Annotated in this window: 14 protein-coding genes; 8 read left to right on the forward strand and 6 right to left on the reverse strand. The window is 72.5% G+C overall.

The genetic code is table 11. The annotated features are described in order from the left end of the window. The first annotated feature begins 112 nt into the window (after positions 1-112). From ADK64_RS44815 to sucD, 3 genes are all read left to right on the forward strand, one after another. Complete coding sequence (locus tag ADK64_RS44815; RefSeq protein ID WP_053657238.1) at positions 113-988, forward strand: hypothetical protein; 876 nt, start codon at positions 113-115, stop codon at positions 986-988. A 566-nt stretch (positions 989-1,554) separates the two neighbouring features. Beyond that, positions 1,555-2,733, forward strand: a complete 1,179-nt coding sequence (gene sucC / locus ADK64_RS10005) for an ADP-forming succinate--CoA ligase subunit beta (protein ID WP_053657242.1) — start codon at positions 1,555-1,557, stop codon at positions 2,731-2,733. Positions 2,734-2,760: 27 nt separating this feature from the next. Further along, positions 2,761-3,645 (forward strand): succinate--CoA ligase subunit alpha, encoded by an 885-nt coding sequence (sucD, locus tag ADK64_RS10010; protein WP_053657243.1) that lies wholly within the window; start codon positions 2,761-2,763, stop codon positions 3,643-3,645. A 64-nt stretch (positions 3,646-3,709) separates the two neighbouring features. Here sucD and ADK64_RS10015 read toward each other — a convergent pair whose 3' ends face one another. Further along, positions 3,710-4,546: an RNA polymerase sigma factor gene (locus ADK64_RS10015; RefSeq protein ID WP_053657245.1), complete on the reverse strand. Its 837-nt coding sequence runs from the start codon at positions 4,544-4,546 to the stop codon at positions 3,710-3,712. Positions 4,547-4,642: 96 nt separating this feature from the next. Between ADK64_RS10015 and ADK64_RS10020 the strand changes: the two genes are divergently transcribed. After that, a complete protein-coding gene (locus tag ADK64_RS10020; protein WP_063789885.1) occupies positions 4,643-6,556 on the forward strand; it encodes a DUF6350 family protein in 1,914 nt (637 codons plus the stop codon). 22 nt (positions 6,557-6,578) lie between these two features. On the opposite strand, the gene ADK64_RS10025 is transcribed toward ADK64_RS10020, so the two are convergent. Further along, positions 6,579-7,415, reverse strand: coding sequence for a hypothetical protein (locus ADK64_RS10025; RefSeq protein ID WP_053657247.1), 837 nt, complete (start codon positions 7,413-7,415; stop codon positions 6,579-6,581). A 252-nt stretch (positions 7,416-7,667) separates the two neighbouring features. On the opposite strand from ADK64_RS10025, the gene purN reads away from it, so the two are divergent. Together purN and purH are read left to right on the forward strand one after the other, a co-directional pair. After that, positions 7,668-8,306, forward strand: coding sequence for a phosphoribosylglycinamide formyltransferase (purN, locus tag ADK64_RS10030; RefSeq protein WP_053657249.1), 639 nt, complete (start codon positions 7,668-7,670; stop codon positions 8,304-8,306). Next, on the forward strand, positions 8,303-9,871 hold the full coding sequence (gene purH / locus ADK64_RS10035; protein WP_053657251.1) for a bifunctional phosphoribosylaminoimidazolecarboxamide formyltransferase/IMP cyclohydrolase: 1,569 nt from the start codon (positions 8,303-8,305) through the stop codon (positions 9,869-9,871). Before purN ends, purH begins: the two co-directional genes overlap by 4 nt. A 70-nt stretch (positions 9,872-9,941) precedes the next feature. Here the strand turns inward: purH and ADK64_RS10040 are convergent, their stop codons facing one another. The 4 genes from ADK64_RS10040 to ADK64_RS10055 form a co-directional block, all read right to left on the reverse strand. Continuing rightward, entirely contained in the window at positions 9,942-10,421 is a 480-nt protein-coding gene (locus ADK64_RS10040; RefSeq protein WP_053657401.1) for a hypothetical protein, read from the reverse strand. Positions 10,422-10,522: 101 nt separating this feature from the next. Then, positions 10,523-12,034 (reverse strand): serine/threonine protein kinase, encoded by a 1,512-nt coding sequence (locus tag ADK64_RS10045; RefSeq protein WP_053657253.1) that lies wholly within the window; start codon positions 12,032-12,034, stop codon positions 10,523-10,525. Continuing rightward, positions 12,031-12,774: an FHA domain-containing protein gene (locus tag ADK64_RS10050; protein ID WP_053657255.1), complete on the reverse strand. Its 744-nt coding sequence runs from the start codon at positions 12,772-12,774 to the stop codon at positions 12,031-12,033. The genes ADK64_RS10045 and ADK64_RS10050 overlap by 4 nt, the downstream gene beginning before the upstream one ends. A gap of 150 nt (positions 12,775-12,924) precedes the next feature. Continuing rightward, a complete protein-coding gene (locus ADK64_RS10055; protein WP_053657257.1) occupies positions 12,925-13,488 on the reverse strand; it encodes a hypothetical protein in 564 nt (187 codons plus the stop codon). Positions 13,489-13,750: 262 nt separating this feature from the next. Here ADK64_RS10055 and ADK64_RS10060 point away from each other — a divergent pair, with 262 nt between their 5' ends. After that, entirely contained in the window at positions 13,751-14,605 is an 855-nt protein-coding gene (locus ADK64_RS10060; protein WP_053657259.1) for a bifunctional methylenetetrahydrofolate dehydrogenase/methenyltetrahydrofolate cyclohydrolase, read from the forward strand. Then, positions 14,595-15,053 (forward strand): DUF3017 domain-containing protein, encoded by a 459-nt coding sequence (locus tag ADK64_RS10065; protein ID WP_078992581.1) that lies wholly within the window; start codon positions 14,595-14,597, stop codon positions 15,051-15,053. Before ADK64_RS10060 ends, ADK64_RS10065 begins: the two co-directional genes overlap by 11 nt. Positions 15,054-15,126: the final 73 nt, after the last annotated feature.

Below are 15,126 nucleotides of genomic sequence, written 5' to 3' on the forward strand. Positions count from 1 at the left end.
CGGGAAAGGGGACATGGCTACCCATCGGTAACAGGGGGCTTGCGCGGCCGTGGGCGTGCCGTGCGAGGATCGGCGCAGCCCGCGCCGAGCCGACCCGAGGACGTTCCCCTCCTTGACCTTCCCAGCAGCCTTCCTCGGCACCACCGTGCGCGTGCTGCGTACGGCGGGCGGGCGGCGCGCGCTCCAACTGGCGCTCCTGGTGGGCGGGTTGTTCGCGCTGGGGTTCCTCTGCGGCGAGCAGGCGCACGCGGCCGACGGGACTCCGCCGCGGGAGACCGTGACGGCGGTGCGGGAGTCGGTGACGTCGACGGGATCCGGGGCGGTCGTACCAGGGGACCCGGTCCGCGTGCTGCGCTCGGGCGGCGAGCGGGTCGTCACCTCCGTACGGGAGGTGGCGAGCGCCGTGTCCCGGACCGCGGAGGGCGTGTACCGGACCGCCGGGAACGTGTCCCGGACCGTGGGGAAGGCAAGGCCACGGGCCACGCCGCCTTCTCTCCCGCTGCCGGTTGAGCCGGCCCCGTCGACGCCGCAGGCGCAGGTCCCGGCACCGGGACCGCGGCAGGGGAGCGGCGGCACGGCGGCTCGGGCCGCGACTCCGGCCGCCGCCCCGGCTGCCGCTCCGGCCGCAGTACGGCAGCGACTCGCCCGTAACGGGACCCGTACCCCCGGCAGGGCCGAACCGGCGCCGCTCGCGTCGTACGGCCCGCAGCTCACCCCCGCGCCGCAGCGCCCGGCGCAGACCTCCGCACACCCCGGCACCGCCACCGTCGTAGGCGCCCCCGGTCGCCCCGCGCCCACCGGAGACCCGGACGGCGTCCTCGGCAAGCAGGCGGGCGACGGCACCACGTCCCGCCATAGTGACGCCTGCGCCTACGCCGTCACCCCGGGTGACCGGGCGCCCCTGTGGTTCGCCCCCCGCGCCGCCGCGCGCGGCGACGCGCCCCGGACCCGGGAACGGCACGCGGACATCCCCGTCTTCCCCGGCTAGGTCTGCGCCTGCGCCAGGGGCCCGCCGATCACCGGTCGTGCGCGGCAGGTGATCGACGGCCGACGGCCGATGATCCATGGCCGTTGATCCATGGCCGATGGCCCATCGCCGGCCGGTGGTTTCCCGACTCGCTTCCGTGGGGCGTCCGGACCCGGACGGCCGAATGCCGTCGGATCGTCCGGGCGGACCCTCACGGGTGAGGTGGCCGGTCCCCATAGGGGTGGGGGCCGACCGCCGCGGCCCCGGAACCACCGGGGTCGCCCAGAGGCCTCACCGGGCCAACCCCAGCCCGGTGAGGCCTCGCACATCGCGCGAGGACGGCCCGTACGTCACCCGGATCGCGGCACGCCGTGCCACGGAATCCGGCATCATGTGACAGGTATCACCGCTCAGGTGTGACCCGCGATTTAGAGGCCCCCCGCAAGCAGAGATAACCTGCGAGACGGACATGCCGCGCGCTCGGACACCGTGTGCGCCCCCCTTGTGACAAGCGGACGTCACGTTGCCCTTCGCGGCACGCCCACGCATCCAACGAACCGCGAGATCACTGATAGGGACGGAAGCGCGTGGACCTGTTCGAGTACCAGGCGAGGGACCTCTTCGCCAAGCACGATGTACCGGTGCTGGCCGGTGAAGTCATCGACACGCCTGAGGCGGCGCGCGAGATCACCGAGCGGCTGGGCGGCAAGTCCGTCGTCAAGGCGCAGGTGAAGGTCGGTGGTCGCGGCAAGGCCGGCGGCGTCAAGCTGGCCGCCTCCGCGGACGAGGCCGTGGCCCGCGCGACGGACATCCTTGGCATGGACATCAAGGGCCACACGGTCCACAAGGTCATGATCGCCGAGACCGCGCCGGAGATCGTCGAGGAGTACTACGTCTCCTTCCTCCTCGACCGTGCCAACCGGACCTTCCTGTCCATCGCCTCCGTCGAGGGCGGCGTGGAGATCGAGGAGGTGGCGGCCACCCGTCCGGAGGCTGTCGCCCAGACCCCGATCAACCCCATTGACGGTGTGGACGAGGCGAAGGCCCGCGAGATCGTCGCGGCCGCCAAGTTCCCGGCCGAGGTCGCCGACCAGGTCGCGAACGTCCTCGTGAAGCTGTGGGACACCTTCATCAAGGAGGACGCCCTCCTGGTCGAGGTCAACCCGCTGGCGAAGGTCGCCTCCGGCGACGTCATCGCCCTTGACGGCAAGGTGTCGCTCGACGACAACGCCGAGTTCCGTCACCCCGACTTCGAGGAGCTCCACGACAAGGCCGCGGCCAACCCGCTCGAGGCCGCTGCCAAGGAGAAGAACCTCAACTACGTCAAGCTCGACGGCGAGGTCGGCATCATCGGCAACGGCGCGGGTCTCGTCATGAGCACCCTGGACGTCGTCGCGTACGCCGGTGAGAACCACGGCGGCGTCAAGCCCGCCAACTTCCTGGACATCGGCGGTGGCGCCTCCGCCCAGGTCATGGCGAACGGCCTGGAGATCATCCTCGGCGACCCGGACGTCAAGTCCGTCTTCGTCAACGTCTTCGGTGGCATCACCGCCTGTGACGAGGTCGCCAACGGCATCGTCCAGGCCCTGAAGCTCCTCGAGGACCGCGGCGAGAACGTCTCCAAGCCGCTCGTCGTCCGCCTCGACGGCAACAACGCCGAGCTGGGCCGGAAGATCCTCACCGACGCCAACCACCCGCTGGTGCAGCGCGTCGACACCATGGACGGCGCGGCCGACAAGGCCGCCGAGCTGGCCGCCGCCAAGTAAGCACTCAGGACGAGGACAGAACACACCATGGCTATCTGGCTCAACAAGGACAGCAAGGTCATCGTCCAGGGCATGACCGGCGCCACCGGCATGAAGCACACCAAGCTCATGCTCGGTGACGGCACCGAGGTCGTGGGCGGCGTGAACCCGCGCAAGGCGGGCACCACCGTGGACTTCGACGGCAAGAAGGTACCGGTCTTCGGTACGGTCGCCGAGGCCATCAAGGAGACCGGTGCGAACGTCACCGTCATCTTCGTGCCGGAGAAGTTCACCAAGGACGCGGTCGTCGAGGCCATCGACGCCGAGATCCCGCTGGCCGTCGTGATCACCGAGGGCATCGCCGTGCACGACTCGGCCGCCTTCTGGGCGCACGCCGGCAAGAAGGGCAACAAGACCCGCATCATCGGCCCGAACTGCCCCGGCATCATCACCCCGGGCCAGTCGAACGTCGGCATCATCCCGGGCGACATCACCAAGCCGGGCCGCATCGGCCTGGTGTCGAAGTCCGGCACGCTGACGTACCAGATGATGTACGAGCTGCGTGACATCGGCTTCTCGACGGCCGTCGGCATCGGTGGTGACCCGATCATCGGCACCACGCACATCGACGCCCTCGCCGCGTTCCAGGACGACCCCGAGACCGAGCTGATCGTGATGATCGGTGAGATCGGTGGCGACGCCGAGGAGCGCGCGGCCGCGTTCATCAAGGAGAACGTGACGAAGCCGGTCGTCGGCTACGTCGCGGGCTTCACCGCGCCCGAGGGCAAGACCATGGGTCACGCCGGCGCCATCGTCTCCGGCTCCTCCGGCACCGCACAGGCCAAGAAGGAGGCCCTGGAGGCCGCGGGCGTCAAGGTCGGCAAGACCCCGACCGAGACGGCCAAGCTCGCCCGCGAGATCCTCGGCGGCTGAGCGTCCCAGGCGCACACCGGCAGGCCCGTCCCGTCGTCCGGGGCGGGCCTGCCGGCGTTCTCACTCATCCGGCCAGCGGCTCCAGTCTCTCCGGGCCGCCCTCGTGCGAGGTGTGCAGCTTCGTCCGCAGGGCCTGTTCGCCCTGGGACAACGGCCCCGGCGCGACCCGGGTCGGCACCCCTCCCACCGCCTGGGCGGGAGCGATCGGGGCCTCGTAGTGGGTCGGGGCCGTCCGCACCGCGAGGGCCGTCGCGCCGATGATCGCCACGGTGAACGCGATCGCCGACCGGGTCCAGAAGGCGTTCCGGCGCTCGCCGACGGACCGTACCGTCGTGGGTCTCGCGGCGCGCAGCCGCTGGGCCGAGGCCAGTTCGAGGAGCCGGCGGTGCAGCTCGGCGGCGTCGGCCAGTTCCGGGATCCGGGCCGCGACGGCCTGTCGGGCATGGGTCAGCCGGTTCGCGGCAGCCGGGGTGCTGGCCTCCGTCTCCGCCGCCGTCTCCGGCAGGTCGAGGCCGACGCCGTCGTAGAGGACGAGCGTGCGCCGGTACGACGACGGCAGCTTCAGCAGGGCGTGCAGCAGTGCGCGGTCGGCCGGGTCGGCTGGCGGCGGCCCCGGGTTCCGGTAGCGGGGGCGGAAACGGTGCCAGGGGGAGAGCGCGCAGTCGTATGCCACCGCCCGTACCCAGCCCGCCGGATCCCGGTCCCGGGCCACCTCGGGCCAGCGCTGCCAGGCCAGCTGGAAGGCCCGTTCCACGGCCTCGCGGGCCAGTTCCCGGCGCCCGCAGAGCAGATAGGTCTGGCGTACGAGAGCGGGGGCGCAGAACGCGTACAGCGCGTCGAAGGCCTGAGTGGGCGTCAGAGGATCGGGGCTCTCCGCCTTGGGCTCGTCCAGGCTCGTCACCGTGCACCCTTCCGTACGAAAAAGAACATAAACATATATTGAGCGACACTTCCGTGGTTCGCCTGTTACGCCGGGAAAGCGCGTGTCGTTGGGAGCATGGCGGGCGTGATCCCGATGACCGTTCGCCGCCCCTCGCTGTCACCGCTGCTGACCCGGCTGCGCGACCGCTCGCCCGGGCTGGCCGCGAGCCTCCTCGGTGGCGCGGTCGCCGCCGGACTCGGACTCGCCTCGCTCGCCGTGCTCGTGATGGTGCTGTGGGTCAGCTCGCCGTACCCCGACAGCGGACCGGGCGGCGCACTGCATGTCGCCGCGGCCCTGTGGCTGCTGGCGCACGGCGTCGAACTGGACCGCACCGACACGCTCTCCGGCGCACCGCTGCCGGTGGGGGTGACCCCGCTGCTGCTGCTCGCACTGCCGGTGTGGCTGCTGTACCGGGCGGCCAGGGACGCCGTCGACGCGCCCACCGACTCCGACGGACCGCCACCCGTCCCCGCCCGTACGGCGTGGACCGGGGTCGTCCTCGGCTATCTGGGCGTCGGCGTCCCGGCCGCGCTGTACTGCGCGGGTGCCGAACTGCGCCCCGTGTGGCCCTGGGTGACGGCGTGTCTGCCGCTGGTCGCGGCGGGTGCGGCGGCGGCCGGGGTGTGGACGGCGTACGGCTGTCCGCGCGAACCGCTGCTGAGCGCCGCGGCCGTACTGCCGGGGCCGACGCGGCGGTTGGTGTCCGGCCCGGACACACGGCGGCGGCTGGGTACGGCCGTACGGGCCGCCGGCGCCGCGACGACCGTGCTCCTCGGGGGCGGGGCGCTGCTGCTCGGGGTGTCGCTGGTGTGGCACGGCGGGGCGGCGCAGGCGTCCTTCCTCCAGCTGACGGAGGGCTGGACGGGCCGGTTCGCCGTCCTGCTGCTCGGCATCGCGCTGATCCCCAACGCGGCGGTGTGGGCCGCGTCCTACGCCCTCGGCCCCGGCTTCGTCCTCGGCGCCGGGCACGTGGTGCATCCGCTCGCCTCCGATCCGGCCCCGCTGCTGCCGCCGTTCCCGCTGCTGGCGGCGGTGCCCGGCCCGGGCGCGGGCACGCCGGTGAACTGGGCGGCGGGGCTGGTGCCGGTGGCGGCCGGAGTGACGGCGGGGTGGTTCGTGGCACGGGCCGCCGTGGGCCGGCCGAAGCCCGGGGAAGCGGCCTCGGCCCGCTGGTCGGCCGCCCGGACCGCCGGGGTGGTCCTGCTGACGGCGGCGGTCTGCGCGGTGGTCTGCGCCGTGCTCGCCGAACTGGCGGGCGGCCCGCTGGGTGTGGCCGCGCTGGCCCGCTTCGGCCCGGTGTGGTGGCAGACCGGGGGAGCGGCGGGGCTCTGGACGGCGGTGCTCGCGATGCCGGTGGCCCTGGTGGTGCGGGCGTGGCGGCTGTGGGGCCCGCGTACGCGGGCCGGGGAGGTCCCGGCCCAGGACACGGGGGCACGGCGGAAGACCCGGGCGGCCACGACGGACTCCGCCCCGGCGAGCACCGGGAACGGACGGGAGCGGGACCCTGCCAGGGGCAGGGCGGCGGAGACGACGGCTTCCGCTGGGCCCGGCGCCGTCGAGGACGAGGACGCCTACGACGTCCTCCCGGCCGGTGAACCGCCCACCCCGGACTGGCACGACGACCTCGCCCGGGCCTCCCGCTGGGCGGCGCTACGAGCAGCGGCCGCCCCCTCGGCGCCGCCCACCGAGCCCCGGCCGGACCCCACCGACCACATGCCCGCCACCGGGAAAGCCCCGACGGAACTCGAGACGGAACCCCCGACGGGAACTGAGACCGAACCCCTGACGGAACCTCAGCCCGAACGCCGGACGGAACCTCAGCCCGAACGCCGGACGGAACCTCAGACCGAACGCCTGACGGAGCCCCTGACGGAGCCCTGGACCGGGCCCCCGCAAGAGGCCACGCGAGAAGTCACGGAAGAAGCCCTGGAAGAGGCCGCGGAAGAAGCCGGGAAAGAACCCCCGACGGAAGCCGCCACCGCCGACTGAAAGCGGCGGCCCGCCCCGGGCCTCAGCTGTCCCCGGTCCCCAGAACCCCCCGCAACTGCTTCGGCAGCAAGCTGTCGCAGGACTGCTTGGCCTCATGGGTCAGGGCGTCGGTCACGCACGTGTAGTAGTCGCGGTAGACGAACTGGACCGTGAACGTCGAGGCCACCAGGACCAGGGCCAGGGACGCCGTCACCAGGCCGCCCACCGCCGACGTCACCTGGGGCCGGCCGGCCGGGGTGGGCGCCGGGCCCTCCGGGCTCGGGGTGCGCGGCTTGGCGCGCAGGGCGCTGATGCCCCAGTACAGGGCCAGCACGCCCAGCAGCAGTGCCACGTACGGCCAGCTGAACAGGGCGAAGAAGACCGCCCACATGCCGGACAGCAGGGCGTAGCGCGCGCGGCGCTGGGCGGGGTCGGTCGGGTCCCAGCGCATGCCGGAGCCGGCCGGTCCGCCGCCGGAGCCCTGGGGTCCGCCGCCGGGGCGCTCGCCGAAACCGCCGCCGGAGGAGCGCCCGGGCTGCCGGTCGCTCCACTGGCTGCCCCAGGGAGACCCGCCCCCGGAGCCGCCGCCTCCCGGACCGCCCCAGGGGCCGCCGCTTCCGTGGCCGCCGCCGGAACCGGACCCGGAGTCGCCCGACTCCTCGGGACGGCGGGGCTGCCAAGGGCGGTCCGGGGTGCCCTCGGGGGGCGGGGCGAACGGGTTGTCGTTCTGCTGCCCGTCGTCGCGTCCGTCGCCGTTCTGACCTCCCTGGGGCGCCTTGGGCGGCGAGGCCGGGCGCTCCCGCAGCAGGACGGCGCCACGCTCGCCTCCCTGGGCCGGGCGCGGCGGGAACGTGCGGAGTCGCAGGCTGCGATCGGGCATCAAGAGAGCGTCTTCCCCTTGGTGAATACGGCTGTCCGACGTGAGCTTCCACCCCGAAAACGCATCGCACCGCGTGCGCGTTCCCGAGCCGGTTCCTCCCGAACGCTACCTTCCGGCCACACCCCCGTCCCGTGGGGGCCTTCCCGAGTGCCGGTATCGTTGCTGCCGGTCGGCTGCTTCGTAGAGTTCCCCGTATCCAGGGACGCGAAGCATTCGTACGAATGTACAAGTTCCCGAGAAAGGGCACCCTCCGTGGCCGCCACCCCCGCTGACCCCGCGGTCAAGCGTCTCGTCGTGCTGGTCTCCGGATCCGGCACCAATCTGCAGGCGCTGCTGGACGAGATCGAGCGCACCGGAGCCGAGCAGTACGGCGCCCGGATCGTCGCCGTAGGGGCCGACCGTGACGGTATCGAGGGGCTCGCCCGCGCCGAGCGGGCCGGACTGCCGACCTTCGTGTGCAGGGTCAAGGACTTCGGCAGCCGTCAGGAGTGGGATGCCGGCCTCGCCGAGGCCGTGGGCGCCCACGAGCCCGACCTCGTCGTCTCCGCCGGGTTCATGAAGATCGTCGGCAAGGAGTTCCTCGCGCGCTTCGGCGGACGGTTCGTGAACACGCACCCGGCCCTGCTGCCCAGTTTCCCGGGGGCCCACGGTGTGCGCGACGCGCTCGCGTACGGCGCCAAGGTCACCGGCTGCACCGTCCACTTCGTCGACGACGGCGTCGACACCGGCCCGATCATCGCCCAGGGCGTGGTCGAGATCCGGGACGAGGACGACGAGAGCGCGCTGCACGAGCGCATCAAGGAAGTCGAGCGAAGGCTGCTCGTCGAGGTCGTGGGGCGGCTCGCCCGCCACGGCCATCGCATTGAGGGACGAAAGGTAGTTATCCAGTGACCGCCACCGCCGAGGGCAACAAGCGTTCCATTCGCCGGGCGCTCGTCAGCGTCTACGACAAGACCGGGCTGGAAGACCTCGCGCGCGGGCTGCATGAGGCCGGTGTGGAGCTGGTCTCCACCGGGTCCACGGCAGGCCGCATCGCCGCCGCCGGCGTCCCCGTCACCAAGGTCGAGGAGCTGACCGGCTTCCCCGAGTGCCTGGACGGCCGGGTCAAGACCCTGCACCCGAAGGTGCACGCGGGCATCCTCGCCGACCTGCGCCTGGACAGCCACCGCGAGCAGCTCGCCGAGCTGGGCGTCGAGCCGTTCGATCTCGTGGTCGTCAACCTCTACCCGTTCCGCGAGACCGTGGCCTCGGGCGCGAGCGACGACGAATGCGTCGAGCAGATCGACATCGGAGGGCCGTCGATGGTCCGCGCCGCCGCCAAGAACCACCCGTCGGTCGCCGTGGTCACCAGCCCCGAGCGGTACGCCGACGTGCTCGCCGCCGTCAAGGACGGCGGCTTCGACCTCGCCGCCCGGCGACGGCTGGCCGCCGAGGCCTTCCAGCACACCGCCGCCTACGACGTGGCCGTCGCCTCCTGGTTCGCGTCGTCGTACGCCCCCGTGGACGAGTCGCGGTTCCCCGACTTCCTGGGCGCCACCTTCGAGCGCGAGAACACCCTGCGCTACGGCGAGAACCCGCACCAGCCCGCCGCCCTGTACGTCGACGGCACGGGTGGCCTCGCGGCGGCCGAGCAGCTGCACGGCAAGGAGATGTCGTACAACAACTACACGGACACGGACGCCGCGCGCCGGGCCGCGTACGACTACGACGAGCCCTGTGTGGCGATCATCAAGCACGCCAACCCCTGCGGGATCGCGGTGGGTTCGGACGTCGCCGAGGCGCACCGCAAGGCGCACGCCTGCGACCCGGTCTCCGCGTACGGCGGCGTCATCGCCGTCAACCGGCCGGTCAGCAAGGAGATGGCCGAGCAGGTCGCGGACATCTTCACCGAGGTCATCGTCGCGCCGGACTACGAGGAGGGGGCTCTGGAGGCCCTCACCAAGAAGAAGAACATCCGTGTGCTGAAGGCCCCGAACGGCCCCTGCAACCGCGTCGAGGCCAAGCAGATCGACGGCGGTCTCCTGCTCCAGGTCACCGACCGGCTCCAGGCCGACGGCGACGACCCCGCCAACTGGACGCTGGCGTCCGGCGAGGCGCTCTCCGCCGAGGAGCTGGCGGAGCTGGCCTTCGCCTGGACGGCCTGCCGCTCGGTGAAGTCCAACGCGATCCTGCTCGCCAAGGACGGCGCCTCGGTGGGCGTCGGCATGGGCCAGGTCAACCGTGTCGACTCCTGCAAGCTGGCCGTCGAGCGGGCCGGCGAGGAGCGCGCCCGCGGCTCCTACGCGGCCTCCGACGCCTTCTTCCCCTTCCCCGACGGCCCGCAGATCCTCATCGACGCCGGTGTCCGGGCGATCGTCCAGCCGGGCGGCTCGATCCGTGACGAACTCGTCGTCGAGGCCGCGAAGAAGGCCGGCGTGACCATGTACTTCACGGGCACGCGCCACTTCTTCCACTGATACCGCACCAGCACGAACGGACGGCCTCCGGCCCTCCCCCGAGGGAGCCGGAGGCCGTCGGCCTGTCAGGTCAGCAGGGGCGCAGGGACCAGATCGGGTCCCAGGTCGCCGTGCCCGCCTGGTAGGCCGTCGAGGTCCAGCGGACGCTGCCGTCCTGGTTGAAGAACTTCGCGACCGTGCCCGGCGTCTGGTTGTTGGTGAACGGGCCGTTCCCGGTCCAGTTGTTGACGGTCCAGGTCTGGCACTTGTAGAAGTCGAACTTGGTGCCCTTGACGATCATGCACAGATGACCGTAGGCGCAGTCGAGGTCCTTGGCGGCGGCCTTGCCCTTCGGGGCGGCGGTGAGGGTCAGGCCGTCGTAGCGGACCTGGTCGGCGGAGACCTTCAGCGGCTTCGAGTGTCCCGCGAGCACCTGGTCGGCGGTGCGCTGGAGTGCGGTGACCCGGGTGCCGTCCGGTGCGGCCGCGGTGGTCGCGGTGGCCGCGACCGTGGAGCCGGCGAGCAGGGCGGTGGCCGCGACGAGCAGTGCGGCGGGCTTGGCGATGTTCACGTGTTCCCCCATGTGAACGAGTGGTTCGGTTCCTCCGCCGTGGCGGAGTGGTTCCACCGTCCCAGTCGCGTCCGTCCGCCGGTACCTCGGAAGTCTCAGGGTCACTTCTTGCCCGGGGGCGCGTATTCCTTGAGGTAGTGAGCGACATGGGCGCAGTAGTCGCGGTACTTCGGGGGAACTCCGCCCGTGTCGTTCACCTTCGTGTACGACGTCCGGTAGGCGGCGGCGAGCAGCACCCGCTTGTCGCCGGGCAGGCCGGCCTTCAGGCGGGGGTCCATGAAGCACAGGTAGTGGCCCATGGCGGCGATGGACACGGAGGGGGTGAGCGGGGGCGTGGGCGTGGCCGAGGCGGGGATGCCGTCGTCGCGCATCCACCAGCGCAGCACGGCGGGGGTCCAGCGGGCGATGCCGAACTCCTGATGGCCGGGGTCGGCGAGGTTCGGGTCGAAATCGCTCTCGGACTTCAGCATCGCCGCGATGAGCGCGGGGGTGACGTCCGGCTGGGAGCAGGTGTGCGCGGAGTCCACGATGAGCCGGCGGTAGACGACCGGGACGCCCTGGTCGGTACGGAGCTCCGCGGCGCCGTAACGCGCCAGGGACGCGGCCCCGGCGTCGTCGTTCCCGGTCCGGGTGCTGATGCCGTAGCCGAGGGCCGCGACGGCGACGGCGGCGCCCGTGAGGGCCGCCCACCGGCGTCGGCGGCGCGGGAAGCGACGCGGCGGGCGGCCTGTGGCCGCCGCCTCGACGCGACGTGCCAGCTCGTCCGTGCCGACCCGCTCGGCGTGCGTACGGGCCAGACAGTCGCGGACGATCTCCCGCCAGGCGTCCGGCAGTTCGGGCGACAGGCGCAGGTCGTCGGTGCTGCGCGCATAGCCGGCCGCCGCGTCCCGGCGGGCCGCGGGCGTGCCGCCGGGCAGCGGGAAGGCGCCGGTGAGGACGAGGTGGGCGAGCACGCCGAAGGCCCAGACGTCGGCGGACGGGCGGATCCGCCGGCCGCGGTCGCCGATCTCCGCCCACAGCAGCTCGGGCGGGGTGTAGTCGGGGGTGGAGAAGGCGGGCGTGTAGGCGTGGGTGCCCTCCAGCTCGGCGGCCATGTTGAAGTCGCCGAGCCGTGCCGAACCGTCCGCCATCAGCAGCACATTGGCCGGTTTCAGATCCCCGTGCACCCAGCCCGCCCGGTGCAGTTGGACCAGTCCCTCGCAGACCTGCGCGAGCAGTGCGGGCCCGGCCGCCGGGCGGGGCGAGCCGGCGAGCAGCGCGGACAGCGAGCCCTCGGCCTTCTCCAGGACGAGGACGGTGGCGCCGTCGAGGGCGGGGCGGGCCGGGTCGTCGACGACGAGCGTCTCGTACATCCGGATCAGCCGTGGCCGCCTGAGCCGACGCAGCAACTCGACCTCCCGCTGCACGAGTTCGCGCAGATGGGTCAGTTGGCGCGGGGTGTTGGTGCCGGTGGGCAGGAACTTCAGGGCGGCGGTCTCGGGCAGGTCGTCGGCGGCTTCGGCGCGCCGGGCCGCGTACACGCTGCCGAAGGCGCCCGTCGCGATCGGCTCGCGCACCTCCCAGACGCCGGCCCGGTAGCCCTTGGGCACCGCGACGGCGTACGGCTCGGTCACCGAGCCGTCCGGCTCGCGGATCCGGACCCGGCGAGCACGACCAGGTCGTCCTCGCGCACCACGTCGAAGCGGAGCGCCAGGGAGACCAGGGACTCCTTCTTGCCGTTGAGCCGGGGCCCGGGGTCCGCGCTCTCCGGACCGGGCTTGAGCCGCAGCTTCACGGCCAGGTAGTCGATGTTCCACTGCACCGAGGCCCGCGAGGCGGCCGGCCAGGCGGGGCGCAGCCGGTCGACGACCTGGTCGACGGTGGGCAGCGGGGCGTGCGGGTCGCCGCGCAGCCGCGGCTCGCACAGGGCGGCCAGGACGGCGAAGTAGCGCTTGGTGCGGTCGACGGAGAAGGCGGCGGCGGTGGTGTCGCCGTCCGGCCCCGCGTCGTCGTTGCGATAGTCGTGGCGCGGTGCCCACACCTCGATGGGCAGCAGGTCGCCGGCGGCCGGCAGCACGATCCGGGAGAACTCGAACGGGACGGGCGCGTCGAGCCGGCCCGGGCCGACCTTGATGTGCTCGCCGGCGCCCTCCGGGTTCTCCACGACGTACGTGTGGCGCGCGGACAGGTTGCTCAGTATCCAGAACGTGCCCTGCGCGGTGACCTCGCCGGCCCGGCGCGAGACCCCGTCGTGCGGGATCGGCAGGCCGTTGCCCGGTGCCCGCCCGAAGCCGAGGCGCTCGCCGGGGGCGAGGCGGATCTGCTGGTGGTCGTCCTCCGGGGTCGGCGGAGGTACGACGATGATGCTGTACAAGGTGCGTCTCCCCGTGCCTGACGGCAACCCCGGCCGGTACGGCCATTCCGGCCAGACTAGGGGGACACACCAGGGCCGTGCCTCCCCTGGACGGGTGAGACACGGCCCTTGGCGGTGAATGGCGCGAACTGTTCTGTCGCGCGGGTGGGTTCAGTAGCGCGGGCGGTTGAACCAGGCCTTGCCGCCGGCGCCGCCCACGAAGCAGGCGATCAGGATCGACAGGACGGTGTGCACGAGGCCCACCACGATGAACGGGTACAGGCCGAGGACCGCGGTGATGATGCCGAACACCAAGGTGGTGATGCGGATGCCGTTGCCGCCGGTGTTGAACTTCGCGGCGAGGACCGCCGCGAAGACGCCCCAGGCGAGCGCGAACACCGCCAGGCCCACCAGGAGGCCGGTCCCGTAGTCGGCGACCCGCTGGAAGGCGGAGTCGTCCTGAAGGGTGCTGTCGTTCTTCGCGTGGTTCACGACCACCGCGTAGAACACGAACGCAGCCGCGCCGATCAGCTGAAGGCCGACGATCACCCAGAGCATCACCCGGGCCGCGCTGACGTTGCCCGGCATGTCGGCCATCGGGGCGCCGACGCCGTAGGGCTGCTGGACGGGCGGGGGCTGGGGATAGCCGTAGCCCTGCTGCTGGCCCTGCGGGTAGCCGTAGCCCTGCTGCTGGGGCGGCGGGCCGTACGGGTTGTTCGGGTCGCCGAAGCTCATGGCGCTGATTCCTCCGTTGATCGAGTGCGGGGACGAGGCGCGGCACTGCACGGAGGAGAGTTTCTACAGATGCGGTCCGTCCCCCCGATGAGCTGCCCGCTGCACTGTGCTGCTCATCGTTCTTGACCGGATATGGGCTTGTCCAGCCGGAGAGGTCAGCGTTGTGCAAGTGCAACCTCGTTGATCAGCGTTCGGGGGACGTGGTACGGCGTACGGCGACCCGGATTGGAACCGGGACCGGTTCATCCGCGAGGATGGGTGCATGACCGCCCAGATTCTCGATGGCAAGGCCACCGCAGCCGCGATCAAGTCCGATCTGACCGCCCGCGTGGCGGTGCTGAAGGAGAAGGGCGTCACGCCCGGCCTCGGCACGATCCTGGTCGGGGACGACCCCGGCAGCCAGAAGTACGTCGCCGGCAAGCACCGCGACTGCGCGCAGGTCGGCATCGCCTCCATCCAGCGTGAGTTGCCCGCCACCGCCACCCAGGAGGAGATCGAGGCGGTCGTCCGCGAGCTGAACGAGGACCCGGCCTGCACCGGCTACATCGTCCAGCTGCCGCTGCCCAAGGGCATCGACGAGAACCGCATCCTGGAGCTGATGGACCCGGCCAAGGACGCCGACGGCCTGCACCCGATGAACCTCGGCCGGCTGGTGCTGAACGAGCCCGCGCCGCTGCCCTGCACCCCCAACGGCATCCTCTCCCTGCTGCGCGCCCACGGCGTCGAGATCAAGGGCGCCGAGGTCGTGGTCGTCGGCCGCGGTGTCACCATCGGCCGGCCGATGCCGCTGCTGCTCACCCGGCGCAGCGAGAACGCCACCGTGACCCAGTGCCACACCGGCACCCGCGACCTGCCCGGCCACCTCAAGCGGGCCGACATCATCATCGCGGCCGCCGGCTTCCCGCACCTGATCCGCGCCGAGGACGTCAAGCCGGGCGCCGCCGTCCTGGACGTCGGCGTCTCCCGCAACGCCGACGGCAAGATCGTCGGTGACGTCCACCCGGACGTCACCGAGGTGGCCGGCTGGATCTCTCCGAACCCCGGTGGTGTGGGCCCGATGACCCGGGCGCAGCTGCTGGTCAACGTGGTCGAGGCGGCGGAGCGCAGTGCCGGCTGAGAACGCCCGCGCGGGGGCGGTCACCCGCGGCACGCAGCACCCGGACAAGGGCCCGCAGCGGCCCACCCGCCGCTTCCCGCGGATCACCAGGGACACCGCGCGGCCCGAGGGCGGCGGCCGGGCCGCGCCCGGTGACGCGTCGGCCCCCGCCCGGCAGTGGCCGTTGCTGGTCGTGCTGGGCGCGGTCGCGCTCGGCCTGCTGCTGACGTCGCTCGACGTGTTCCGCTGGGGCACCCTGCTGATCGGGGCCGCCCTGCTGGCCGGCGCGGTCATGCGCTGGATACTGCCGAGCGTCGGCATGCTCGCCGTCCGCTCCCGGTTCACGGACATCGCCACGTACGGCATCCTCGGCCTCGCGATCGTCCTGCTGACGATGATGGCCCAGCCCAGACCGTGGATCGAGGTCCCGTTCCTGAAGGACACCCTGCACTTCACGGTCACCAAGTAGCGGTGCCCGCACGGCCGGTGGCCCGCGTCTCCCCCGGGGACGCGGGCCACCGCCGCTTCCCCCGCCCATCGAC

Origin of the sequence: Streptomyces sp. MMG1121 (assembly GCF_001280015.1) — a bacterium.
Taxonomy (GTDB): domain Bacteria; phylum Actinomycetota; class Actinomycetes; order Streptomycetales; family Streptomycetaceae; genus Streptomyces.

What these genes read in the sequence shown, in the direction of transcription:
- sucD (WP_053657243.1), top strand. Translation starts at nt 2,761, where the DNA reads ATGGCTATCTGGCTCAACAAGGACAGCAAGGTCATCGTCCAGGGCATG.
- ADK64_RS10020 (WP_063789885.1), top strand. Translation starts at nt 4,643, where the DNA reads ATGGCGGGCGTGATCCCGATGACCGTTCGCCGCCCCTCGCTGTCACCG.
- ADK64_RS10025 (WP_053657247.1), bottom strand. Translation starts at nt 7,415, where the DNA reads ATGCCCGATCGCAGCCTGCGACTCCGCACGTTCCCGCCGCGCCCGGCC.
- ADK64_RS10055 (WP_053657257.1), bottom strand. Translation starts at nt 13,488, where the DNA reads ATGAGCTTCGGCGACCCGAACAACCCGTACGGCCCGCCGCCCCAGCAG.
- ADK64_RS10060 (WP_053657259.1), top strand. Translation starts at nt 13,751, where the DNA reads ATGACCGCCCAGATTCTCGATGGCAAGGCCACCGCAGCCGCGATCAAG.